This is a genomic window from Microbacterium sp. PRF11, assembly GCF_031844085.1.
Classification (GTDB): domain Bacteria; phylum Actinomycetota; class Actinomycetes; order Actinomycetales; family Microbacteriaceae; genus Microbacterium.
This window is the reverse complement of the sequence record NZ_JAUZUP010000001.1, coordinates 601,994-625,846: the sequence shown is the minus strand read 5'-3', so window position 1 is coordinate 625,846 and position 23,853 is coordinate 601,994. Positions and strand designations below refer to the sequence as shown.

Annotated in this window: 17 protein-coding genes; 6 read left to right on the top strand and 11 right to left on the bottom strand. The window is 70.6% G+C overall.

Annotation, left to right across the window (positions count from 1 at the left end):
* Positions 1–380: 380 nt before the first annotated feature.
* A complete protein-coding gene (locus Q9R20_RS02910) occupies positions 381–1,478 on the top strand; it encodes an SseB family protein (RefSeq protein ID WP_311247928.1) in 1,098 nt (365 codons plus the stop codon).
* A gap of 81 nt (positions 1,479–1,559) precedes the next feature.
* Here the strand turns inward: Q9R20_RS02910 and Q9R20_RS02905 are convergent, their stop codons facing one another.
* The gene (locus tag Q9R20_RS02905) at positions 1,560–2,186 is read right to left on the bottom strand and encodes a DUF1684 domain-containing protein (RefSeq protein WP_311247927.1); all 627 of its coding nucleotides are present in this window, start codon (positions 2,184–2,186) and stop codon (positions 1,560–1,562) included.
* Between the two features lie 461 nt (positions 2,187–2,647).
* Here Q9R20_RS02905 and ligD point away from each other — a divergent pair, with 461 nt between their 5' ends.
* The 3 genes from ligD (at position 2,648) to Q9R20_RS02890 (ending at position 7,133) form a co-directional block, all read left to right on the top strand.
* Positions 2,648–3,676, top strand: coding sequence for a non-homologous end-joining DNA ligase (gene ligD, locus Q9R20_RS02900; protein WP_311247926.1), 1,029 nt, complete (start codon positions 2,648–2,650; stop codon positions 3,674–3,676).
* 323 nt (positions 3,677–3,999) lie between these two features.
* Complete coding sequence (locus Q9R20_RS02895) at positions 4,000–5,877, top strand: alkaline phosphatase (protein ID WP_311247925.1); 1,878 nt, start codon at positions 4,000–4,002, stop codon at positions 5,875–5,877.
* Between the two features lie 68 nt (positions 5,878–5,945).
* Complete coding sequence (locus Q9R20_RS02890) at positions 5,946–7,133, top strand: hypothetical protein (protein ID WP_311247924.1); 1,188 nt, start codon at positions 5,946–5,948, stop codon at positions 7,131–7,133.
* A gap of 149 nt (positions 7,134–7,282) precedes the next feature.
* Here Q9R20_RS02890 and Q9R20_RS02885 read toward each other — a convergent pair whose 3' ends face one another.
* The 4 genes from Q9R20_RS02885 to Q9R20_RS02870 form a co-directional block, all read right to left on the bottom strand.
* The gene (locus Q9R20_RS02885) at positions 7,283–8,326 is read right to left on the bottom strand and encodes an ATP-dependent DNA ligase (protein ID WP_311247923.1); all 1,044 of its coding nucleotides are present in this window, start codon (positions 8,324–8,326) and stop codon (positions 7,283–7,285) included.
* A 4-nt stretch (positions 8,327–8,330) separates the two neighbouring features.
* Positions 8,331–9,503, bottom strand: a complete 1,173-nt coding sequence (locus Q9R20_RS02880) for an AI-2E family transporter (protein WP_311247922.1) — start codon at positions 9,501–9,503, stop codon at positions 8,331–8,333.
* A 233-nt stretch (positions 9,504–9,736) separates the two neighbouring features.
* Positions 9,737–10,978, bottom strand: coding sequence for an acyl-CoA dehydrogenase family protein (locus Q9R20_RS02875; RefSeq protein ID WP_311247921.1), 1,242 nt, complete (start codon positions 10,976–10,978; stop codon positions 9,737–9,739).
* A gap of 251 nt (positions 10,979–11,229) precedes the next feature.
* A complete protein-coding gene (locus Q9R20_RS02870; RefSeq protein ID WP_311247920.1) occupies positions 11,230–11,898 on the bottom strand; it encodes a helix-turn-helix domain-containing protein in 669 nt (222 codons plus the stop codon).
* A gap of 230 nt (positions 11,899–12,128) precedes the next feature.
* Here Q9R20_RS02870 and Q9R20_RS02865 point away from each other — a divergent pair, with 230 nt between their 5' ends.
* Positions 12,129–13,622 carry an FAD-dependent oxidoreductase gene (locus Q9R20_RS02865; RefSeq protein WP_311247919.1) on the top strand — a complete coding sequence of 498 codons (1,494 nt, stop codon included), beginning with the start codon at positions 12,129–12,131 and terminating at the stop codon, positions 13,620–13,622.
* Positions 13,623–13,796: 174 nt separating this feature from the next.
* Here the strand turns inward: Q9R20_RS02865 and Q9R20_RS02860 are convergent, their stop codons facing one another.
* The 4 genes from Q9R20_RS02860 to Q9R20_RS02845 form a co-directional block, all read right to left on the bottom strand.
* Entirely contained in the window at positions 13,797–14,429 is a 633-nt protein-coding gene (locus Q9R20_RS02860) for a LysE family translocator (protein WP_311247918.1), read from the bottom strand.
* Between the two features lie 244 nt (positions 14,430–14,673).
* A complete protein-coding gene (locus Q9R20_RS02855) occupies positions 14,674–16,239 on the bottom strand; it encodes an FAD-dependent oxidoreductase (RefSeq protein WP_311247917.1) in 1,566 nt (521 codons plus the stop codon).
* Positions 16,232–18,388, bottom strand: a complete 2,157-nt coding sequence (locus tag Q9R20_RS02850; protein ID WP_311247916.1) for a molybdopterin oxidoreductase family protein — start codon at positions 18,386–18,388, stop codon at positions 16,232–16,234. The genes Q9R20_RS02855 and Q9R20_RS02850 overlap by 8 nt, the downstream gene beginning before the upstream one ends.
* Positions 18,389–18,392: 4 nt before the next feature.
* Positions 18,393–19,781, bottom strand: coding sequence for an MFS transporter (locus tag Q9R20_RS02845; RefSeq protein WP_311247915.1), 1,389 nt, complete (start codon positions 19,779–19,781; stop codon positions 18,393–18,395).
* 364 nt (positions 19,782–20,145) lie between these two features.
* On the opposite strand from Q9R20_RS02845, the gene Q9R20_RS02840 reads away from it, so the two are divergent.
* The gene (locus Q9R20_RS02840; protein WP_311247914.1) at positions 20,146–20,910 is read left to right on the top strand and encodes a DUF4145 domain-containing protein; all 765 of its coding nucleotides are present in this window, start codon (positions 20,146–20,148) and stop codon (positions 20,908–20,910) included.
* 386 nt (positions 20,911–21,296) lie between these two features.
* On the opposite strand, the gene Q9R20_RS02835 is transcribed toward Q9R20_RS02840, so the two are convergent.
* Positions 21,297–21,938 (bottom strand): aminotransferase class I/II-fold pyridoxal phosphate-dependent enzyme, encoded by a 642-nt coding sequence (locus Q9R20_RS02835; RefSeq protein ID WP_311247913.1) that lies wholly within the window; start codon positions 21,936–21,938, stop codon positions 21,297–21,299.
* 436 nt (positions 21,939–22,374) lie between these two features.
* The gene (locus tag Q9R20_RS02830; protein WP_311247912.1) at positions 22,375–23,835 is read right to left on the bottom strand and encodes a ThiF family adenylyltransferase; all 1,461 of its coding nucleotides are present in this window, start codon (positions 23,833–23,835) and stop codon (positions 22,375–22,377) included.
* Positions 23,836–23,853: the final 18 nt, after the last annotated feature.

Sequence of the window (23,853 nt, the reverse complement as noted above, 5' to 3'; positions counted from 1 at the left end):
GGCCGTTGCGGGGTTGGGGCGGGTTCTGCGGTTTGGGGAGTGTTTTCTGCGCCCCGAGCGACGGGATACGCCCCGACCCCCTCGGCCCGTGCGCCTCTGCGCCGGGGTCGGCGCGGGTCGCGGGGGCCGTTGCGGGTTTGGGGCGGGTTCTGCGGTTTGGGGCGTGTTTTCTGCGCCCCGAGCGACGGGATACGCCCCAAACTCCCGGCCCCGCGCCGCGGACTCAGAGCGTCGTACCGGATGCGGATGCCGCGAGCCTCGGCATCCGCATCCGGCGCACCGGTCCGAATCTGTTCGCGGCACCTCGCCCACCGCCCATGACAGGTGCACGAGTCCGGGCCGGCGCGCCCGGCCGGGGACCGCCCGGATAGGCTTGCCGAATGGCTCTCTTCTCGCGCCGCAAGAAGTCCGACTCCGACGACGCATCGGTCGACCGGCCCGACACCACGATCGAGCCGGGCGAGCAGCCCGTCGATCCCGGCGGCCCCAGCGACGCCCCCGCCGACGCGGCGGGCCACGACGCGCCCGCCCCCGCCGAGGCGGCGCCCACGGTCGGCATCTCGATGTCGTCGTTCCGCGGTGTCGGCGCTGCCCCCGTCGACCCTTCGGCTCCGCCGGTGGCGGCCCGCCCCTCGGCGCGACAGCCGGGCGAGATGGTCGCGCCGGAGGCCCCCGAAACGGTCCCGGGGCTCCGCGACAACGTGCTGCTGGGCAACGCTCTCGCCGAGATCACCGGCCAGCCCGAGCCCGCGCAGCTGCTCAACATCGCGCGTCAGCTCCTGCAGGGCCACGTCTTCCTGCGCGTGAAGGGCGACGCCCGCGCGCTCCTCGCGGAGGGCAAAGACCTTCCGCTCGCCGTCGCGAATCGCGGCGACGAGCAGCTCGTGCTCGCCTACAGCAGCGGCACGGCGCTGCGGGCGAGCGTCGAGGTCGACGGCGATCGCGACACCTCCGCCATGGGCCAGCCGATCATGGCGCTGCTGCGTCACGTGCTGTCGGGACCCTACGGCGGTCTCGTGCTCGACCCGGCGTCCGGCGACAACCGCGCGGTGCTGCCGACGGCGCTGCTCGAACGGATGCTCGCCGAAGCCGACCCCGAACTGCGCGTCAAGACGGCACTCGTCGAGTCCCGCACCGAGGAGACGGCATCCACGGTCGTCGACGCCATCGTCGCCGACGCACCGCTGTGGATCGCCGTGAATCAGACCGAGGAGGGCGGCCCCGTCGGCGTCGCCGAGTCGCGATCGGCCGCGGGGGAGCGCTTCCTCGAGGTCTTCTCGCACCCGCTCGAACTGCTCGCTCTCGGGCGCGGCGACCAGCCGCTGCCGATCAAGAAGATCCAGCTCGCGAAGGCCCTCGCCGCAGACGCCGGGCTCACCGGCATCCTGGTCGATGCGGCCGGTCCCTGGATCCGCCTCACCCGCGACGAGCTCGCACCCGTGATCGCCCTCGCAAATGAGGAGGCGCCGAGCGCCTGACGCGACGAGACGACGGGCCGTTCCCCACGGGGAGCGGCCCGTCGTCGCCTGCGGATGCCGCGTGCTCGGCCCCGGACGAGGTCAGACCCCGTACAGCTCGCCGACCGGGACCGCCACCGGGAGCACGTTCCCGGCCGGGGCCAACGGACAGGCCCACATCGGGTCGTACGCGCACGAGGGGTTGTACGCGAAGTTGAAGTCGATCACGAGGGTCTCGGGGGTGGCGCCGCGCCCCAGGTCGGCGCCCTTGATCGTGTCGAGCAGGTAGCGACCGCCGCCGTACGTGCCGCCCGGTCGCCCGGCCGCCGCGTCGCGAACGGGGACGAACAGGCCCCCGCCGTAGGAGGTGAGGCGCCAGACGTCGAGAGAGCCGGTGTCGGGCAGCTCGACCCGGCCGATGCGCTCGAAGCCGACCTCGCCGTCGGTACCGGTCGTGGCGACGAACGACGCCTCGTCGGCATCGAGCAGCGGCACTTCGAACCGCCACGCCGCGTCGTACGGTGCGAGAGGCAGGCCGACGAAGCCGTCCCGCTGCTCCGGCAGCAGGGGAGTCGCCGGGTGGTCGGCGAAGAGCGCGTCGCGCTCGATGCGCCACAGCTCGTGAGCCTCTTCGGGGTCGTCGGCTTCACGCACGGCGTCGTACAAGGCGAAGACGCGGCGACGCCAGTCGGCGATGTCGAGGGCGGTCCGGGCAGCGGCGGAGGTCATGATCCGAGCGTAGGCGGACGCCGGATGCCGTGGCTTGGGCTGGACATGCGCGTCGCGTGGCGTCTGCGCGGTGAACGCGGGTGGCCCCGGGGCCACTTGTGTCGCCCCGGGGCCACGAAGGCGCCCGTCGGCGCGGGGAGGGTGTCGGATGCCGTGGCTTGGGCTGGACATGCGCGTCGTGCGGCGTCTCGGCCGTGCACGCGGGTGGCCCCGGGGCCACTTGTGTCGCCCCGGGGCCACGAAGGTGCCCGTCGGCGCGGGGAGGGTGTCGGATGCCGTGGCTTGGGCTGGACATGGGCGTCGCGTGGCGTCTCGGCCGTGCACGCGGGTGGCCCGGGGCCACTTGTGTCGCCCCGGGGCCACGAAGGCGCCCGTCGCTAGGGCAACCCCGGGGACGCGCCCCCACCCGCACGCCCGCAACGGGGCAGACACGACCCCGGCACGCGCACTAGCGTCGGGGCATGGCATCCCCCCGCATCACGCTGACCGTGCCGGGCCCCGAGGGCGATCGCGAGGTGGGCATCTCGAACCCCGATCGCGTGCTGTGGCCCGAGGTGGGCATCACCAAGCGCGAGCTCGCCGAGTACCTCGTCGCCGTCGCCGACCCGTTCATCGCCGCGAACGGCCATCGGCCGGTGTCACTCGAACGCTTCCCCGAGGGCGTGGGCGGCGAGGCGTTCTTCTCGAAGAACCCGCCGAAGGGGGCGCCGGCTTTCGTCGAGGCGGTGACGGTGACGTACAACAGCGGGCGTCGGCATCCGCAGCTCTTCCTCGGCGAGATCGCCTCGGCGGTGTGGGCCGCGCAGATGAACACGATCGTGTTCCACCCGTGGGCCTCGCTCGCGAGCGACGCGGACCACCCGATCGAGCTGCGCATCGACCTCGACCCGCAGCCGGGGACGGGCATCGCCGAGGCAGTCACCGCGGCGCACGAGCTGCGCAAGGTGCTCCGCGAAGCGGGTCTCGAGGCGTGGATCAAGACCAGCGGCAACCGCGGCCTGCACGTGTTCTGTCCCATCGAGCCGACCCACGAGTTCCTCGACGTGCGACACGCGGTGATCGCCGCCGCCCGTGAGCTGGAGCGACGGATGCCGGATGCCGTGACCACCAGCTGGTGGAAGGAGGAGCGCGGTCAGCGCATCTTCGTCGACTTCAACCAGGCCAACCGTGACCGCACGATGGCGGGCGCCTACTCACCCCGGGCGCTTCCGGCCGCCACGGTGTCGACGCCCGTGACCTGGGACGAACTCGACGGTCTCGACCCGCTCGCGTTCACCGTCCGTTCGATCCCCGGGCGACTGGCATCCGTCGGCGACCCCTGGGAGGGCTTCGGCGCTCAGCCCGGTCGCATCGACACGCTGCTGGACTGGTGGGAGCGCGACCTCGAGAACGGGCTCGGCGAGCTGCCCTTCCCGCCGGAGTTCCCGAAGATGCCGGGGGAGCCTCCGCGCGTGCAGCCGTCGCGGGCGAAGAACCCGGCGGCCGACTGAGCCGTCGATCCGGCACTCTTCCTCGGGGCGCCACGGCGGCGTCGGACCAGGGGATGGGGCGGGGACAAGGCGAACGGCCCGGCCCCGCAGCATCCCCTGTTCTCATGACCCGACGGGCTCACCGCGATCCTGGCCGGCATCGTCGCATCTTCCCGGCATGGCCGCCACCGTCTGACCGACTGTTCACCCGACGGTGAGAAAGCCGGGCGAACGTTCACCCGCGAGTGACCTGAGATTCGTTCTCACGAGAGGACCTTCCGCGAGCGTGGATTCCGACCGGCCCCCGACGGTCGGTGAATCCCATACGAAACGGAAGAGACATCATGAACCCTCGCACGACCGGACGCTCACGCCGTCTGATCGTCATGAGCACCGTGGCGGGCGTCGCCCTCGGTGCCACTCCGGCCGTGGCCGCGTCGGCGGAGACCGACGCAGTTCCCACGCCGAAGAACGTCATCGTCCTCATCTCGGACGGCGGTGGCTACAACCAGTTCGATGCCGCCCGTCTGTACGAGACCGGCCGGAGCTACCAGCAGGTCGAGGTCGCCCCGAACGCGGGCACCGCGACGAAGGTCCCCGGCACGAAGAGCGAGGTCTACGACGACTTCGCCGTCCAGATCGCCCAGTCGCACTACTCCGCGGGAGGACGCGCCGCCTACGAGCCCGAGAAGGCGTGGGGCGACTTCAGCTGGGTGGCATCCGGTGCCACCGACTCCGCCGCGGCGGGCACCGCGCTCGGCACCGGCGTGAAGACCACCAACGGAACCCTGGGCTTCGCCGCCGACGGCACGCGCCTGCTGACCGTGGGCGAGCAGGCCCTCGAGGCGGGCAAGAAGGTCGGGCTGGTCACGACGGTGCCGTTCAACCACGCCACCCCCGCCGGCTTCATCGCGCACAACAAGAGTCGCAACGACTACCACGGTCTCGCGACCGAGATGATCGACTCCGGCGTCGACGTGCTGATCGGCGGGGGACACCCGAACTACACGGATGCCAACACGCCCCGCACCTCGCACTTCGGTTCGGGCTCGTGGATCTCGCAGCCGGACTTCGAGCGCGTCACGCAGGGCAAGACGCCCTTCTCGTACATCGAGAGCAAGAGCGACTTCGAGAAGATCGCCGCCGGCGAGAGCGTCCCCGACAAGCTGTTCGGCCTGGCCCGGGTCGCCGAGACGTTCCAGTACAACCGTCCCGGCGTCGGCAACAAGAACGTGCTGCCCGGTACCGACAAGGCGAACGCCGACGTCCCCTCGCTCGCCACCTCGGCGAAGGCCGCTCTGAACGTCCTCGAGAAGGACGACGACGGCTTCTTCCTGATGGTCGAGGGCGGCGCGGTCGACTGGGCCGGTCACGCCAACCAGACCACCCGTATCGTCGAGGAGCAGCTGTCGTTCAACGAATCGGTCGACGCCGTCACCGACTGGGTCGAGACCCACTCGAACTGGGACGAGACCCTCGTGATCGTCACCGCCGATCACGAGACCGGCTACCTCGCCGGACCCGGGGCGGGCGCGGAGAAGGGCTGGACGGCCCTCACCGGAACCGCCGGACAGCTCCCGAACGTGTCGTGGCACTCGGGCAACCACACCAACGCCCTCGTCCCGCTGTTCGCCCAGGGGGCCGGCGCCGAGATGCTGCAGGCGCGCGCGACGAAGTGGGACTTCGTGCGCGGGGCGTACCTCGACAACACCGACCTCGGCAAGACGATCTTCGACCTGATCGGACACGCGCCGGTCGAGGGCGACGCGATCGGCGTCGAGGCCTCCGTGCCGCTGCCCGCCCGGGCCGGCCAGCTGAGCCTCGCGCTTCCCACCGTCGAGGGCCCGGTCGCTTTCGCCGGTGACGCCTCGGCCCAGCAGGCGGTGCTCCCGCAGGTCGTCGTGAACGACACCCGCAACGAGGCGCAGGCGCAGGGTCGCGGGTGGACGCTCTCGGGCTCGGCCTCGGCGTTCGTCGCGGGCAACCGGTCGTTCGGTGCCGAGAACCTCGCCTGGACGCCGAAGGTCGTGCGTTCGGCCGGAGGCGCTGTCGCCGGGGGAACCGCCACTCTCGACAAGCCCGCCACCCTGGCCGACGCCGGTCGCGTCGAGCGCGTGGGCGAGACGGCCGTCGCCGCCGACCTGACGCTGACGATCCCCGCGACCGCCGAGAGCGGCCGCTACGGCAGCGAGATCACCCTCACGCTCTTCGCGAAGGACTGATTCAGCCCGGCCGGTGCGTCCTCGCCGGGGCGCACCGGCCCTCCGTCTTCCCACCCCGAAGGAATACCGTGTCCCCCCGCACCCCTCGTCCGTCCGTTCTCGCCGCCGCCGCCGTCATCGGGGGTCTGACCCTCGGTCTCATCTCCGCCGCTCCGGCGACCGCCGCCGTCTCGGCACCCGTCCCGGTGGCGGCCACCGCCGTCGTGCCCCTCCCCGCCTTCGCTCCGGCCGCTGTCGCGAGGACGGGTGTCCTTCCGCGACCCGCCGTCGTCGTCGAGCCGCCTGCTGGGGACGACGCCGCCGCCCGGTGGAGCGTCGTGCCCGCCGACGCCGCCGGCCCGGACGGCCGGATCTCTCTGCGTCACTCCATCGATCCCGGGGCGAGCGTCACCGACGCGATCGCCGTCAGCAACCTGGGCAGCGAGTCCGCGACGTTCGTCGTCGCCGCCGGTGACGGGATCGTCGGCGCCGACGGCGCGTTCGACATCGCGGCGGGCGATCCGCAGGACTCGGGGACGTGGATCACCGTCGAGGGCCTGCAGGACGGCTCCGTCTCGATGGCGCCGGGCGAGACGCGCATCCTGCCCGTCAATATCGACGTCCCGGCCGGCGTCACCCCCGGAGACCACCCGGCGGGCATCGTCGTGGGTGTCAGCCGTGACGACGACGGCGTCACGGTCACGAACCGCGTGGGGGTCCGCGCTCACCTGCAGGTCACCGGCGAGATCACGCCGGCACTCGTGATCGACGGTGTCCGCGCGAGCTTCGAGCCGTCGTGGATCCCTTTCGCCCCGGGCACCCTCCGGATCGAGACGACCGTCGTCAACAGCGGGAACGTCCGGCTCGGCGCCTTCGCGGGCGTGGCCGGGACGGGCATCGCGAGCGCCTCCCTCGCGGGGGAGCCGGCGGAACTGCTGCCCGGCGACTCCGCGACCGTCGTCGCCGAGACCTCGGCCTGGCCGATCCTCGCCCTCTCCGGCGCGGTCGAGGTGCGCGCGGTCGCCCTCGGCGACGACACCGTTCAGGTGCCCGAACCGACCGCCCGGGAGTTCATGACGGCGGCGCCGTCGTGGACGGGCCTGGCGCTTCTCGTGCTCGTCGTCGGAGCGGTCGTCTCGCTGATCGTCGCTCGCCGTCGCACGGGGGGCTCGGATGCCGCTGCCCCGACCACGACGTCTCCGGAAGCGCCGGAGGAGGGGCCGACGTCGACCGAGCACGGGCGAGCGGGCGAGCCGGTCGACGCGGGCACGCGGTAGGCGGGGCCGGAGGAGGCGCTGACGTCGATCGGGGAGGGTGAGCCGGGCGACGCGGACGCCGCGTTTGGCGGGCCCACGGGATGCGTTGCGCTGCGGCGCTTCTGCCGGATACGCGGGGCGGTTCGGCCCCGTGCAACCCGCCGGGCGGCTCAGTCGAGAACGTCTCCGAGGTCGTAGGCATTGACGCTCTCGAGCTGCGCGAACGTACACGAGCGCGCCTCGCGGTCGGGGCGCCACCGGTCGAACTGCACCGTGTGGCGGAACCTCATGCCCTCGAGCTGGTCGTAACGCACTTCGAGCACGCGCTCGGGGTGGAGGCGCACGAACGAGACGTCTTTGGATGCCGAGAAGCGCGAGCGGTCGGTCTCGCCCGTGACGGCCTCGCCGTCTTCGTCGCGTTCGACGAGCGGGGCGAGCTCGTCGATCAGCTCGCGACGCCTCTTGTCGGTGAAGGCCGATGCGCCGCCTACGCCGTGCAGACGACCCTCGTCGTCGTAGAGCCCGAGGAGCAGGGAACCGACGCCCTCTCCCGACTTGTGGATGCGGTAGCCGAGCAGCACCACATCGGCCGTGCGCGCGTGCTTGATCTTGAACATCGTGCGCTTGTTCGGCGCGTAGGGCTGGCCGAGGGGTTTGGCGATCACGCCGTCGAGCCCCGCGCCCTCGAACTCGGCGAGCCACCGACGGGCGAGGTCGGGGTCATCGGTGGTGCGGGTGACGTGCACGGGGTGCGGCACGTCGCCCAGCAGATCCTCGAGCTGCGCCCGGCGCTCGGAGAACGGCTCGGACTGCAGGTCGCGGTCGCGCCGGGCGAGCAGGTCGAAGGCGATGAACATCGCCGGGGTCTCTTCGGCGAGCATGTTGACGCGGGACGCCGCCGGGTGGATGCGCTGCGACAGCGACTCCCAGTCCAGCCGCTGCGCTCCCGGCTCGCCCCGGGCGACGACGACCTCGCCATCAATCAGGCACGGCTCGGGGAGGAGGCGCGCGAACGCCTCCACGAGCTCGGGGAAGTAGCGCGTGAGCGGCTTGGCGCCGCGGCTGCCGATCTCGGCGTCGGTGCCGTCCCACGAGATCAGGGCGCGGAAGCCGTCCCACTTGGGCTCGTAGCTGAAGCCGCCCGCGACCTTGCCGTGCTCGGGGATCTCGGGCACCGACTTCGCCAGCATCGGCGCGGGGATGTCATAGGCCATGGTTTCAGCTCTCGTCGCCCGCGAGCGGGACGGGGTTCTTCCGCTTCTTGCGGCGCGCCCACTCGGCGGGCTTGTCGGGGCCGTTCCACACGGTGATGATGCCCCACGCGACCGCGGTGAGCGGCACGGCGAGGAGCGTACCCAGGATGCCGCCGATCGCGGTGCCGCCGGCCAGCACGACCAGCACGACGAACGAGTGCAGCTTCATCGAGCGGCCCATGAGCACGGGCTGCAGGAAGTTGCCCTCGAGCTGGTTGACCAGCACGACGATGCCGACGACGATCAGCGCGACGACCCACCCGTTGGTGACGAGCGCGACCAGGGCCGCGAGGATTCCCGCGGTGACCGCTCCGACGATCGGGATGAACGCCAGGAGGAACACCAGCACCGCCAGCGGGAGTGCGAGCGGCACCTGCAGGATGGCGAGCCCGATGCCGATTCCGATCGCGTCGACCGCGGCGACCGACGCCGTTCCGCGCACGTACGCACCGAGCACGGTCACCGTCTTGTCGCCGATGCGGCGCGCCCGATCGTAGTCGCTGCCGTGGAAGGGCCGCAGGACGAACTCCCACATGCGCGGGCCGTCTTTGAGGAAGAAGAACAGGATGACGACCATCAGCACGAAGCCGGTGACGAACGAGGCGATCGCGCTGACCCCGGCGAGGGCGCCCGTGCCGAACTGGGCACTCGTGACGAAGTCGCCGATCGCGTTGACGGCCTCGTTGACCTGGTCGGGCGAGATCGCGAAGGGCAGGGTGTGGTACCAGTCCTGTGCCTGTTCGAAGCCCTTCACGGCCTGCGAGCTCAGGGTGTCCCACTGGTCGATCACCGCGTTCACGACCAGCCAGCCCAGCGCGGTCAGCACGACGACCACGGCGAGCAGGGTGAGCACCGTCGCTAGCACCGAGGGCACGCCCTTGCGGCGCATCCACATGGTGACCGGGCCGAACGCCGAGGCGAAGATGAGCGCGAGGATCAGCGGGATGATGACCAGCGTCACCTGCCGGATGCCCCAGATGAGGCCCGCGACCAGCACCACCACGACGATGATCTGCACCGCCCGCACCGCGAGGCGACCGAACCCGTCGGCCCACAGGCTCTTCGGCGGCGTCTGCACGGCTTCGGCGACGGATTCGACCGCGCGACGCGGGGCGGGATGGCGAGAGAAGAGGCCCATGCGACGACGTTAGCGGGAGGCTCCGACATCGCTCACGCGTCTTGCGCACGCCCGGGCGCGGGATTAGGGCCCGAGGCCGCGCTCCCGCGTGGCCCTAGGCGACGGGATAACCGCCGCGAGACCGCCCGCGATCGTCGAGACCGCAGGCGATCGCGGCGTATCGCGAGCGTTCTCGGCGAACGACTGCGGTCTCGCGTCCTCGACCGTGGGCGCCGACACAGCGGCATCCGGGGTCAGACGAACGCGCTCATGCCGGTGATGTCGCGGCCGAGCAGAAGCGCCTGCACGCTCTCGGTCCCCTCGTACGTGTGGATCGCTTCGATGTCGGCCATGTGCTGCATGACGCCGTTCTCGAGAAGGATGCCGTTTCCGCCGAGCAGGTCGCGGGCGATCGCGGCGACCCGGCGCGCGGCGCGGGTGTTGTGGTACTTCGCGAGCGACGCCTGGGTGGGGCGCAGGCCGCCGGACGATTCGAGGTCGGCGAGGCGGCGGCAGTACAGCTGCATCGCGGTGAGCTCGTCGAGCATCTGGGCGAGCCGCTCCTGCACCATCTGGAACTTCGCGAGGGGCTTTCCGAACTGCATGCGCTCGGTGGCATACGTGCGCGCGATCTCGTAGCAGGCGGTCGCGTGGCCGAGCGCCGACCAGGCGACGCCCGAGCGGGTGGCGAACAGCACGACGGACGCGTCCTTGAAGGTGTGGGTGCCGGGCAGCACGGCATCCACGGGAAGGCGCACGTCATCCATCGCGATGTGAGCCTGATGGATGCCGCGAAGCGACACCTTGCCGGTGATGACGGTGCCCGTGTAGCCCGGGGTGTCCTGCTCGACGAGGAAGCAGCGGACGTTGCCGTGGTCGTCGCCACCCTCGCTCTCGACCCGAGCCCAGACGAAGGTGATGCCGCCGGAGGCGCCGTTGCCGATCCACTTCTTCGTTCCGCTCAGCGACCAGCCGTCGTCGGTGCGGGTGGCGGTGGTCTCGAGCGAGACGGAGTCGGAGCCGTGGTCGGGCTCGGTCAGCGCGAAGGCGCCGAGGACACTGCCGTCGGCGAGGGGCTTCAGCCAGCGCTGCTGCTGCTCGGGGGAGCCGTAGAAAGCGAGCGTGCGCAGCGCGAGCCCGCCCTGCACGGCGAGCGCTGTGGCGAGCGAGCCGTCGTGGCGCGAGATCTCCATGTTGACCAGACCCGCTGCCAGCGGCGAGGTGTGCGGCAGCTCGGGGTGCTCGATGCCGTCGGTGAAGAGCTCGAGCTCGCCCATCCGCCGAACGAGATCGATGGGGTAGGTCGCGGCATCCCATTCGCCCTGCATGCGCGTGCCGACCTCGTCGGCGAAGGCCTTGGCGGCGTCCCAGACGGCACGGTCGGCGTCGGGGATGTCGGCGAAGACCGCGTAGTAGTCGGTGTCGCGGCGGCCCAGCAGGTCGTAGTGCGCGACGCGCTCTCCGGGGAGCGTGCGGGCATCGGCGTCGATGGTCATGGTTCCCAGTATCGCTCATGTTGGTACTGGGTGTCACTCGGGTGGACGCTTAGTCCCGTCGAACGTCCGCCACGGGCGCCGGCAGGTCAGGGCGCGCGGGACCCGACGGGACGGGCATGCGGCTCACCCCACGTTGACTGTCCACAACACCCGGACGGATTCTCGAGACGTCCGGGTGTCTTGGACATTCGAGGGAAAGGAGCGCGCGGGACGCGGGGGCGCCGCCCGGCGCACGAAGGGAGCGGCGGCCGTCAGTCGCCGAGCGAGGCCCGCAGGCGCCGGGTGACCTCGGCCGCAGGCATCCGGCGCGGGAAGGCCGCGACGATGAGGTCATCCGCGGCCGGATCGTCGCCGTCGGGGTGAACGCCGTATCGCCGCAGGGCGTCGTCGAGAGCGCGACGCAGAACGGATGCCGGCACCCGGGCGCCCCGCATCAGCCGGCGCAGCACGTGGTTGTGCACGGCTGTGACGAGGGCGGCGAAGCCGACGGCATCCAAAGGGTCGATGCCGGGAAGCGCCTCGCGCAGGTACTGGTCGAAGAGGCGCTCGTAGCGGAACACCGTGACGATCTCGCGGTCGCGCAGACCCGGGATCTCGCGCACGATCTTGTACCGGCGGCGGGCGAGCTCGGGGTCGGCGGCGAAGTGTCGGAACACCCGCACCGACGCCTCGCACACGGCCGCCCACGGGTCGTCGTGCTGCTGCGCGAGATAGGTGCGCGTCTCGTCGAGCAGCACCTCGTGGTCGGCGAAGACGACGTCTTCCTTGCCGCCGAACTGTCGGAAGAACGTCGAGCGCGACACCCCCGCCGCCTGTGCGATCTGCTCGACCGAGGTCTGGTCGTACCCGTGCTCGACGAAGAGGTCGATCGCGGCGGCCACCACCGCCGTACGGCTGGAGGGCGCGGCGCTGTCGGTCACGCTGCGAGCCTAGTCGTCACGCGGCTGCGGCCACCGCCCGATCGTGCCGCGGCCCACGTCGCCCGGCCAGGCCCCGGCCACGCCGCGCCCCGCTGTGCGGCACCGCCTCGCCGATGGCCGTGGTCGCGCCCCACCCCACGTCGCCCGGCGCCGCCCCGGCCGCGTTAGACGATCACGCGGAGCGAGGCAAGCGGATGCCGAGCCCTCGACGCCCGCGATGGGATGAACGCATGACCTCTCCGCTGTGGCACCGCGACCAGACGCCCGTGCAGGGCTCCGCCTTCGAGCCCGACGCGCGGCACGACGTCGTCATCGTCGGCGCGGGGATCACCGGGCTCTCGACCGCCGTGATGCTCGCCGAGGCGGGCGTCGACGTTGCGGTGGTCGACGCCGGCGAGGTGGGACAGGGCGCGACCGGGGCGTCGGTGGGGATGGCATCCGTTCTGCAGGGCACCACTCTTGCGGCGCTGCGCGCCCACCACCCGGCGAGCCTCGTGCGCGCGTACGTCGACGCGAACCGCGCAGGGCTCGAGTGGCTCGCCGACCGGGCCGGGGATGCCGCAGACCGCCGCACCGCCTTCACCTTCGGGCGGGGGCTGGCCACCGATTCCGCACTCGACGCCGTGCGCGACGCGGCGCGTGAGGCGGGCCTCGGCATCCGCGAGGACGCCCCCGACGACTTCGGCGGGCGCACGCCCGTGCGCGCGGTCGCCCTCGACGACCAGCTCGCACTCGACCCGGCGCGGCTGACCGCCGACCTCGCCCGCGCGGCCGTGGCTGCGGGGGCCGTGCTGCACACCGGCGTCCGCGTCGACGACGTGCGCGCACTGCCCGCCGGTCGCGTCGAGACCGCCCGGGGACCGCTCCACGGCGACACGATCGTGCTCGCGACGGGAACGCCGATCACGCGTCGGGGACTCTACGACCTCAAGACGCGCGCGCTGCGCTCGTGGGCGATCGCGTTCGAGCTGGAGGGCGAGACTGAGGCCCCGGGCGGCATGTGGAGCGAGGTCGGTACCGACGGCCGCAGCGTCGTCGCCACCCCGACCTCGTCGGGGCGCACCGCGCTCGTCGTGACCGGGGCTCGGCATCCGGTCGGGTCGGCGCGGTCCGAGGTCGCGCTCGCCGAGGGACTCGCCGCGTGGGCGCGACGCACCCTCCCGGTCGGCGACGAGATCGCGCGCTGGTCCGGACAGGATTACCAGTCGCACAACCTCGTGCCGTTCATCGGGGGGATGCCGCGGGGTCTGGGCCGACTGCGATTCGCCACCGGATACGCGGGGTGGGGGCTCACCAATGCACCCGCCGCGGCGATGCGGTTGAGCGACGAGATCCGGGGCGTCTCGCGCGGCGACCGGCCGCAGTGGATGCGCACGATCGGCACGCGCCTGACGGTCCCGGCCGACCTGGGCCGGGGGATCGGCGAGGCGGGGCGTCGTTTCGGCGTCGCAGCCCGCGCGCTCGCCGCGGCGGCTCCCGCGCCGACCAGGCGTCCGGCCGAGGGCGCCGGGCTGGTATCGCGCCAAGGGCTGCGCACGGCTGCGGTCTCGACCATCGACGGACAGACGCGCGCCGTCGTCGCCCCGGCCCCGCTGACCTGGAACGACGCGGAACGCTCGTGGGACAGCCCCGTCGACGGCTCGCGCTACGCCCCGGACGGGGCGCGGCTCGAGGGCGCGGCATCCGCGGACCTGGGCGTGCGGGGCGGCTCGCGCAACTCCTGAGCAATTGCTGGTCGGCGGGGCCAATGCCGGACGCTGCCGCGGCGCAGCAGTGCCGGGGCGTGAAGGCTCAGGAGTTCGACGAGCCGCGACGCTGCGCCGGACCGCCACGCGTGCCTACTCGATTCCCCGGCGACAATCGACGCTCAGCCTCCGACAACCCAGACGAGCCGGCCGTCAGCTCTTCGCGCCCGACAGCGCGAGCGCGCCGCCGAGGCCGATCATGAGGAAGCCGCCCGTACCCGACAGCGCCGACAGACGCCGGGGGGAGCGCGCGAACCAGGTGCGGGCGGTGCCCGCGGCCACCGCCCAGATCGAGTCGCAGATGACGGCGAGAACCTGGAAGATCAGGCCGAGCTCGAGAAGCTGCAGCCACACGGCGCCCGCGTGCGGATCGACGAACTGCGGCAGCACCGCGACGAAGAACGCGATGGTCTTGGGGTTGGTCACGCCGACCACGAAGCCCTGACGCAGCAGCGTCCAGCGCGAGGTCGGGACGCGCGTGGGGGCGGTGACGTGGTCGTGGCGGTGACGGATGGCCTGGATGCCGAGGTACACGAGGTACGCGGCCCCGACGACTTTGAGGATCGTGAAGGCGACGATCGACGACGCCACGAGAGCGCCGATGCCGAACGCGACGGCGAGGATTGCGGGGATGTTGCCGAGCGCATTGCCGAGAACGCTCAGCAGTCCCGCGCGGCGGCCGAGCGCGAGCGACCGCCCGATGACGAACAGCACGCCCGGACCTGGGATGACGATGAGCACGACCGCCGCGGCGATGAACGCCAGGAGGGTCTCGATCGGAGGCATGCGTGAACTGTACTGCCTGGGCGTTCCGCGTCTCTCGCGGACTCGACCTGCGGGCCGGTCGCTCGACGCACGGTCGTCTGGGCGGGTGGTGGCCGGGTGGTCCGGTGGTGTCGGTCGGGTGGGTGTGCCGGGCTCCGGAGCGTCGCCGGTTCTGCCGGAGTGCTCGGGTGTCGGGCGGCGAGATCGCGGCCGTTTTTCCGGAGCGCGGCACGCGCCGGGCCGAGAACACGCGGGGCGACCCGCATCACGCCGGCACGGCCTCCCGGGCCAGCAGCTCGGTGATCCGGCCGACGCAGCCGCCGCAGCCGGTGCCCGCGCGGGTCGCGGCTTTCACACACGCCACGGTCGGCTCGCCGGCCGCTGCCGCCTCGCGGATGGCGCCGGCGCTGACGCCGTTGCACCAGCACACCGTGGCGTCGGCGGCGAAGGGGTCCGCCACCACCGCCATCCCGGCATCCGGCGCGTCGAGCCGCAGCAGCGAGGAGCGGTCGGCGGGCAGTTCCGACCCGCGTTCGAACAGCAGCGTCAGTTCGGCGCCGGTGCGCGGCATCCCGACCGCGACGAAGCCGGAAAGCACGCCGTCGACCGTGACGAGTTTGACGTAGGCGCCGCGCGCGGGGTCGGCCCAGAGCGTGACCTGGGGGCCGTGGCATCCGGGGGCGTGCGAGAACGGGTCGGCGTCGACCGCGCCTCCGGCGACGACGTCGATGCCCTCGGCTTTCAGCATGACGACGCCCGGCCGCTCGGCGGCAGCAGGTACCTCGACCCCCGAAGACAGCAGCGCCGCGAGCCGGTCGGCCTGGCGCCAGCCCGGACCGACGAGGCCGCTCGGGCCGCCCGGCACGCGGCCGTCGTCACCCGCGTCGGCGGGGTCGGCGACGTGGGCGCAGTCGCCGATCGCGAAGACGTTCGGATCGGTCCACGAGCGCGACGAGCCGTCGACGAGGATGCCGGTCGAGATCGCGAGGCCGGCGAAGGATGCCACCTCGGTGCGCGCCGCGACCCCGCACGACAGCACGAGCAGGTCGCCGGCGAGCACCTTGCCGTCGGCGCACACGAGACCGTCGAACCAGGCGTGGCCGTGGTCGTCGTAGCGGAGCAGGATGCTCTCGGCGCGCGCGTGGTGCGCCATCTCGACCCCGGCGGCCTCGGCCGCGGAGGCGAGCACGCGTCCGCCGTTCTCATCGAGCGTGCGATTCATCGGGGCGGCGGAGTGGTACGCGACCACCACCTCGGCGCCGGCTTCGGCGGCGGCCAGCGCGAGTTCCATGCCGAGCACTCCCGCGCCGAGCACGACGATCCGCTGCCCGGCCGACACGGCGGCACGCACGTGCTCGGCGTCGGCGAGGTCGCGCAGCGCGACGACCCCGCGGGGGAGCGGCGCGCCGCCGAGGTCGAGGTCCGCGGGGGTGACCGCTACCGAAGCCCGATCGCGCCGCGCCCGTTCCATCCCCGCGAGGGTGGGGACGTTCGCCCGGGCGCCGGTCGCGAGCACGAGCCGGTCGTAATCGAGGCGGATGCCATCGTGCAGGCGGACCACGCGACGGTGACGGTCCACGCCCACCACCGCCGACCCCAACACGAAACGCACTCCTGCCTCTTCGGCGATGCGGCGGTCGTCCATATCGAGGCTTTCGCGCTCCATGCGTCCGACGGCATATTCGGCGAGCAGAACGCGGTTGTAGACGTCATGAGTCTCGGCACCGACCACCGTGAGGTCGATGCGCCCCTCGCGGACCGCGGGCAGCAGCCCCTCGATCAACCGCGCTCCGACGGGACCGTAGCCCACCAGCACCACACGTTCAGACATGCAGACCCTCCTTCGTGGATGCGCCCACCCGGCCGACGGGCCCACCCGCGACCGAGACCCCGACCGGCTCCTGCGCGGCGGGATGCGCGGCGGGCACCGCGGCATCCGGAGTCACGGTCACCCGCGTGCGCTTGAACTCCGGCATCGCCGACGTCGGGTCGACGATGGCCTCGGTGAGGCGGTTCGCGCACTCGTCGCCGGCGTAGTGGAACGGCAGGAAGACGGTGTCGTGGCGGATGTCGGTCGTCACCGTCGCCCGCGCCCGCACCGTGCCGCGCTCGTTCGACACCGCGACGAGCGCGTCCTCCCGGATGCCGAGACGCGACGCGGTCGCGGGATGGATCTCGAGCCGCGCCTCGGGGCGCGCGCCGTTCAGCTCGGCCACCCGCCGGGTCTGCGTGCCCGACTGGTACTGCTGCAGGTAGCGGCCGGTGACGAGGGTCAGGTCGCCGCCGCGGTCGGTCGGTGCCGGGGGAGTGGCATCCACCGGCACGAGCTTCGCGCGGCCGTCGGGGTGGGCGAAGCGCTCGGTAAAGGGCCGCGGAGTGCTCGCGGAGCGGTACGGCCAGTACGCCTCGACGCCCGTGTCGAGCAGCGCGTGCGAGAGGCCGGAGTAGTCGGCGACACCGCCCTCCGACGCGCGGGCGAGCTCGTCGAACACCTCGGCCGGAACCGTCGACCAGGTGGATGCCGCGCCCAGGCGCCGCGCGATCTCGGCCATGATCCACAGCTCGCTGCGGGCTCCCTCGGGCGCGGCCAGCGCGCGGCGGCGGCGGATGACCCGGCCCTCGAGCGAGGTCATCGTTCCCTCCTCCTCGGCCCACTGCAGCACCGGCAGCACGATGTCGGCGAGCTCCGCGGTCTCGCTGAGGAAGAAGTCGCACACGATGAGGGTGTCGAGGGCTCGCAGCCGCTCCCGCAGCGCGTCGACGTCAGGCGCCGAGACGACGACGTTGGAGCCGGCGACCAGCAGCGTCTTCACCGGCCCGCCCAGTTCACCGAGCAGGGCGGTGGCCGGGATGCCGGCATCCGGGAGCTCGTCGGCATCCACGCCCCACACCCCGGCCACGTGCCGGCGCGCTTCGGGGTCGCGGATGGAGCGGTAACCGGGCAGCTGGTCGGCCTTCTGGCCGTGCTCGCGTCCGCCCTGGCCGTTGCCCTGCCCGGTGAGGGTGCCGTAGCCCGAGCCGTCGCGGCCGACGAGGCCGAGCACGAGCGCGAGGTTGATCGCGGCGGTCGCGGTGGCGGTGCCGTCGACGTGCTGTTCGACGCCGCGTCCGGTGAGGATGTACGCGCCGCCCGCGGCGAGACGCCGGGCGGTCTCGCGCAGCTGGGCGACCGGGATGCCGCTGGTCGACGAGGTCCGCTCGGGCCACCACTGGGCGACGGAGCGCCGCAGGCTGTCGAAGCCGCTCGTGCGCTCCTCTATATAGGCAAGGTCGGCGAGGCCTTCGGCGATGACGATGTGGGTGAGCCCGAGCAGCAGCGGCAGGTCGGTGCCGGGCGCGGGCTGCAGGTGCGTGCCGGCGCCGTCTTCGGTGAGGCGCGCGGTGGCGGAGCGGCGCGGGTCGACCACGATGAGTCCGCCGTTCGCGCGCGCTCCGGCGAGGTGGGCGAGGAAAGGCGGCATGGTCGCGGCGACGTTCGAACCGAGCAGCAGGATCGTCCGCGCGTCGTCGAGGTCGGTGACGGGGAAGGGGAGGCCCCTGTCCATGCCGAAGGCCCGATTGGATGCCGCGGCCGCCGACGACATGCAGAACCGGCCGTTGTAGTCGATGCGCGAGGTGCCGAGCGCGACGCGGGCGAACTTGCCGAGCTGGTACGCCTTCTCGTTGGTGAGTCCGCCGCCGCCGAAGATGGCGTTGGCGTCGGCACCGTGGGTCGCTTTCGTGTCGCGGAAGGCCGCGGCGACGGCATCCAGTGCCTCATCCCAGGTGGTCTCGGCGAGGGTGCCGTCGGGGCGCCGCATCAGCGGCATCCGGAGTCGGTGCGGGGATGCCAGGAGCCCCGCCGACGTCCAGCCCTTGGCGCAGAGTCCTCCCCGGTTGGTGGGGAAGTCGCGGCCGGTGACCGTCGTGTGGCCCGCGTGGCTGACGGTCATGGCGCACTGCAGTGCGCAGTAGGGGCAGTGGGTGTCGGCGGAGCTCATGGGGTCAGATCCGCGTTCCGGTCTTCTTCGACATCCGCAGGTAGACGCCCGCGGTGAGGGCGAGGAACGCGACGTAGGCGAGGGCGAACCAGCCGAGCGCGGGGGTGTAGGAGCCGAACGTCGTCTTCGAGAAACCGAGCAGCTGCGGGATGAAGAAGCCGCCGTACGCGCCGATCGCCGAGATCAGGCCGAGGGCCGCGGCCGCCTTGCGCTGCGCGCCGACGCCGCCGTTGGCCTTGAGGGCGAAGATCGTCGGGATCATGCGGTAGGTCGAGCCGTTGCCGATGCCCGCCGCCGCGAACAGCACCAGGAAACACAGCAGGAAGATCGCGAAGTTCTGCATCGGCAGGGTGAGGATCACACTCAGGATGCCGAGCCCCATCACCGTGAAGGCGCCGATCGTGATGACGGTGCCGCCGAAGCGGTCGGCGAGCTTGCCGCCGTAGGGGCGGGCGAGCGAGCCGACGAGCGCGCCCAGGAAGGCGAGGGTAACGGTCGCCGTGCCGATCGCGATCCCCTTGAAGTCGGGGAACGTGTCGGCGAGCAGCTTCGGGAAGACGCCCGCGAAGCCGATGAACGAGCCGAAGGTGCCGATGTAGAGGAGCGAAAGCACCCACATGTGCGGCTCTTTGAGGGCGGCGAGGGATGCCGTGATGTCGGCCTTCGCGGCAGAGAGGTTGTCCATGCGCAGGTAGGCGCCGACCATCGCGACGAGGATCAGCGGCACCCAGATGAGGCCCGCGAGCGGCAGGTTGAGGGTTGCCGCGGCGCCGACGGTGATGACGATCGGGACGACGAACTGGGCGACCGAGGCGCCGAGGTTGCCGCCGGCGGCGTTGAGTCCGAGGGCGTATCCCTTCTGCGCGGCCGGGTAGAAGAACGTGATGTTCGACATCGAGCTGGCGAAGTTGCCGCCGCCGAATCCGGCGAACGCGGCGATCAGGAGCAGGAGGCCGAAGGGCGTCTGGGGGTTCGACACCGCGATGGCGAGGCCGATGCTCGGGATGAGCAGGAGGCCGGCGGAGACGATCGTCCAGTTGCGGCCGCCGAACCGCGGAACCATGAACGTGTAGGGGATGCGCAGCGTCGCGCCCACCAGGCTCGGCATGGAGATGAGCCAGAAGATCTCACCCGTCGACAGCTGGAAGCCGGCGGCCGGCAGCGAGACGACGACGACGGACCACAGCTGCCAGACGACGAACCCGAGGAACTCGGCGAAGATCGACCACCGCAGGTTGCGGGAGGCGATGGCCTTGCCCACGCTGTTCCACTGCTCGGCGTTCTCGGGGTTCCAGTTGTCGATCCAGCGGCCGGGGCGGTGCCGGAGTTCCGTTGTTTCGGTTGCGGCCGCGGGCGGCGTTGCGGTTTCGGGGCGCGGGTCGGTGACGGTCACGGGAGTCCTCCGTTGGGCGATGCGGGGGAGGTGCAGCGCCTCGCATGGGCGGGGCGTGCCGTCAGCGTAGGGAGGGGGCGTTACCCGGGACCGCGTCGGGAGGGGCGGGGAGGTAACGGTTGTCTCACCCGGGGAGGGGGTGGGGGAGAGGGGGAGTTTACGTGGGCGTTACATGGGCGGGTGGGGCCGGTGGGATGTGGGAGAGTGGGCGGCAGTGGCCGACCTAAGATCCGCTACCGGTTGTCCTCGCACCAATTTCCGCACGGGTGGGGGAGTGGCACTCGTGTACGAGAAAGGCCGCGCGCAGCGGGCCACGCGGTCGCGCTAAGTCCGGGGGATTGGGTCGGACCGTTACGCTCATCGCATGGCGAAGGAACTATCGGAGTTGAGCGACTGGGTCACCAAATCTGAATGGCCGAAGGTCCGGTGCTCGGAGTGCGTGGAGGGCGCGCTCAGCTTTGAGAGATACGAAGTCTTGGGAGACCCTGAGTCTGTCGAACACGAACGTCTGTTCAAGCGCGGCGAAGTGGGATGGGAAGAGGAATCTGGCACCTTCGTCGGGTCACTCAAATGCGACAACCACGACTGTGGCCGGCTCGTCGCAATGGCGGGCGACTGGGATTCGGTGTGGGGCACCAACCCCGATGATGGCAATGACACCCTGTTCGAGCGCTTTCGTGTTCGCTACCTGAACCCGGCGCCGCCCCTGCTCCTCACGCCCAAGAAAACACCTGTCGAAGTGGTCACTGCGATCAACACGGCCTCAGCCGTGGTCTGGATAAGCCCCGATTCCGCCGCCACACAGCTTCGGCTCGGTGTCGAGGAGCTCTTGACCGCCCTAAAGGTCAAACGCACTACCATCAAAAAGGGAAAGCGACGGCGCGTTTCCGCGCACGACCGAGTGGAGATACTGAAGGCAAGCCGACCGGACGTCGCTGAGACCCTTATGGCAGTCAAGTGGATCGGCAATTCCGGCACACATTCCTCAGGAATGTCGATCGCCGATGTCGCCAAAGGCGCCAAGATCCTCGAGCACGCTTTGCGTCAGCTCTACGACACCTCCGAAGCGGCGCTGATTGCCGAGGCGAGAGCCATCAACAAACGGCGCGGTCTCCTCGGCCGAAGCTGACCCGCCGCGCCGATCCTGAAGCCGAACGCCAAGCACGCAACCACCCCCGGAGGGGATGGATTTTCGCTGCCCATGATCCCCAGTTGCTGGTCTCAGCCACTCTGGCGGCTGCGCTCTGCGCGCCCAGCTGAGCGATCAGCTCCGCGGCCGTGGTTCGTCTTTGGGACGTTCACTCGCCCTACCTGCGCGACAGCCTCGCTCTCCGGCCATCCCTGCGCGCATGCGCACGTCGATAATTCCCTTCGGGATGCCGTGCGATGAGTTTGCAGGCTGACATAACGCGATTATCGACTATGCGCGTTTTGCCCCCCTGAACACGACTATTACCGACAATTCACCCTGGGTGGTCTTCTTTTTTTTGAAGGTTCCGGAACCGCTCATGCCACTCAACGCGCGATATAGGCGATACGCCGCGCCGCCTCCTCGATTACGGAGGGTTCGCGCGCCATCGCCAGGCGGATGTATCGATCAGCATGCAACGCCGGCGGCTGAGGGGTGAAGAAGCTGTCGATACGGATGACCCCGAGCGACTTTGTCTGGAGCAGCGCGGCGGCGAGCGCACTGGCGCTCGCGCGGTGACCGACCGTGTCCAGCAGGAGGAAGCTTCCCGCGTCGGGAATCAGCGGCTGCAGTCCGGTTCCAACCAGGACCGCCTCCGCAATCTCGACGTTCGCGCGCGCCCGCTCCGACAGGTAGTTCGGGTAGCCATCACTCTTCGCACGTCTAAGGATCTCGCGGAAGAGCACTTTCAACCGGCGGCTGACGTCAAACTGGAGAATCTTCAGTCGGTGCGCAAGCCGATCGCGCAGGTCTGGCGAGCACACGATGAACCCCAGCTTGTCTTCGTTGAGACCGAACGTTTTCCCGGTATCCCAGCTGAGACCCTCGACCGCGACATTGGGGAGCAGAGAGATGCCGACACGGAAAGGGTCGATCAGCGCAAAGCACTGATCAACCACGAGCGTTATGCCTCGGTCGCGCGAAAACTCAGCGACCAGGGCCTCGATCGTCGTGTCCGGATTGGTCACCAGAAAGGCGGGGATGAACCGTTGCTGTGGATCGCAGACGTGCTACTCGGTGCGATCAACTCCGCCCAACTGGGCCAGCCGGCGCACCTGGAAGCACTCGAAGAGACGATCATCCTCCAGCACCGAACAGCGGACTCGCCCGTGCCATGAAAAGCGAAGGGCCCCAGATCCAGTCGTCCGGCTGGGTTTCTGAGGCCTTCTTCCGTACCCGTCGTTACGGGTAGCGCGTCTTATTGTGCCACGTATTGAGCCAACGGTCCATGACGCGTGTCGCGCACCGGCCATCGTGACTGAAGCCGTCATCGCCCGGTTTCATGGATAGGAGCCCGCGACCGCGACACTCCAGCGCTACCTTCCGGTGTGAAGGGGTGGGGTTTTCGGCAATCGGCAGCGGTCGAGTTCCCTACTCCGCAGGGTCACGGGGTAGGGAACTCTGTTACCGGAGTCGATGCAGGGCGCGTTGGAGCGCACCTTCAAGACTGGAGAGGATTCGGAGGTGGATTGGTTGTTTCTTGGCTCTGCGCGCAATGACCTCCGCACGCCAGTCATCCCGATGCTCCGCGATCGTCGTGCGGCGGTCCCCTGCCCCAGTAGCGTTTTCGTACGCACAGTACGGTCCGCATGACGCATCGGAGTGAAGAAGGGTGTGGGTCGACAGCACGTAGTGCAGGGGCGCGGGCGCCCCGCGTCCGCCGGGGTGCGCCGTCAAGCTCACAAATTGAGCCAAGAGCGACGCACTGACGCTCGCGGAGAGGGCGGCCACGTTCTGGTGCGATGGCGCCTCCCTATTGGCGCCCTCAATGTACTCAGGATCCTCGAGCAGCCCGAGTTTGTCGAGCGAGACGTCCCCGGCGACGAGCTGTCCCAGGCATGCCATGCATGGTCTGCCGGGGGTGAGGGTATGTGTCCGCCAGATACCGTTGCGCATACGGCCGTCGGGGAACGTCGTGAGCGCGATTCCGCCATCGATGACGGGAATCAGGTCGGCGTAGGCAATCCCGTTGAGTACAGCACGTGGCCAGGGCCTGTCGACGCAGGAGAAGATCACGTCGTAGTCCAAAGCGATGTTGACCCCGACGGAGTCGGTGATGCTGACCTCGTGACGTCTGACCTCGATCACGTCGGCGGTTGCGGCTGACTTCATCAGTCGAGCCGCGACGTCCACTTTTGAGCGGTTGAGTGCGGCGTCCAACCGGGTGGCGCCGATCATCCGATCGAGGTTTCGGTGTTCGACGGCGTCGTAGTCCATCACGCCGACGGTGATGAGTCCTGTCGCAGCAAGTCGTTGAGCGACGTCGAGACCGACGCTCCCGCTTCCTACAACGAGAACACGGAGTCGGGCGAGGGAGCCTTGCGCGCGGTCTCCCCAGGAGGACACTGTGCGCTCTTGAGCCCTCGTAATCCTGGGCGCGGGGCGCTGTTCGTCGTTCCACGTGATCGCCAGCATGGAGGAGACAGATCGGACGGATTCCGCCCAGGTGGGTTTCGACCGGTCAAACCAGAAACGTGCAGACCACGCCGTGTCGGCGCCACCAAGCGTCATGCCGAGTAGGGGCATCTTGGTAGCGGAGCGGGCGACTCTTTCGTATTCCGATTCGGTCTCGCGATCGGTCCGTGAGAGCTTCTGCCAACCGCGACCGCCGGGGTGAGAGTGCAGGAGCACGAGTCCATGCCCGGCGAGACGCGCTTCGTGTGCAGCGCGTAGCACGTACGCGCTGGTGAACGAGGCGTTCCCGTGGACATGACGCTCGCCCTCGCGGGGGAGGATGACCGACCGAATTAATGCCGTTGTGCGTTCAACGCCCGTGGACAGGACGTAGGTCGCGATGAGGACGTCTTCTTGCCCATCCTCCCGCATCAGGTGATCACGCATCGCGGCTTCGGTGTCGCCGCTCATTGCTACGGAGTAACGCAT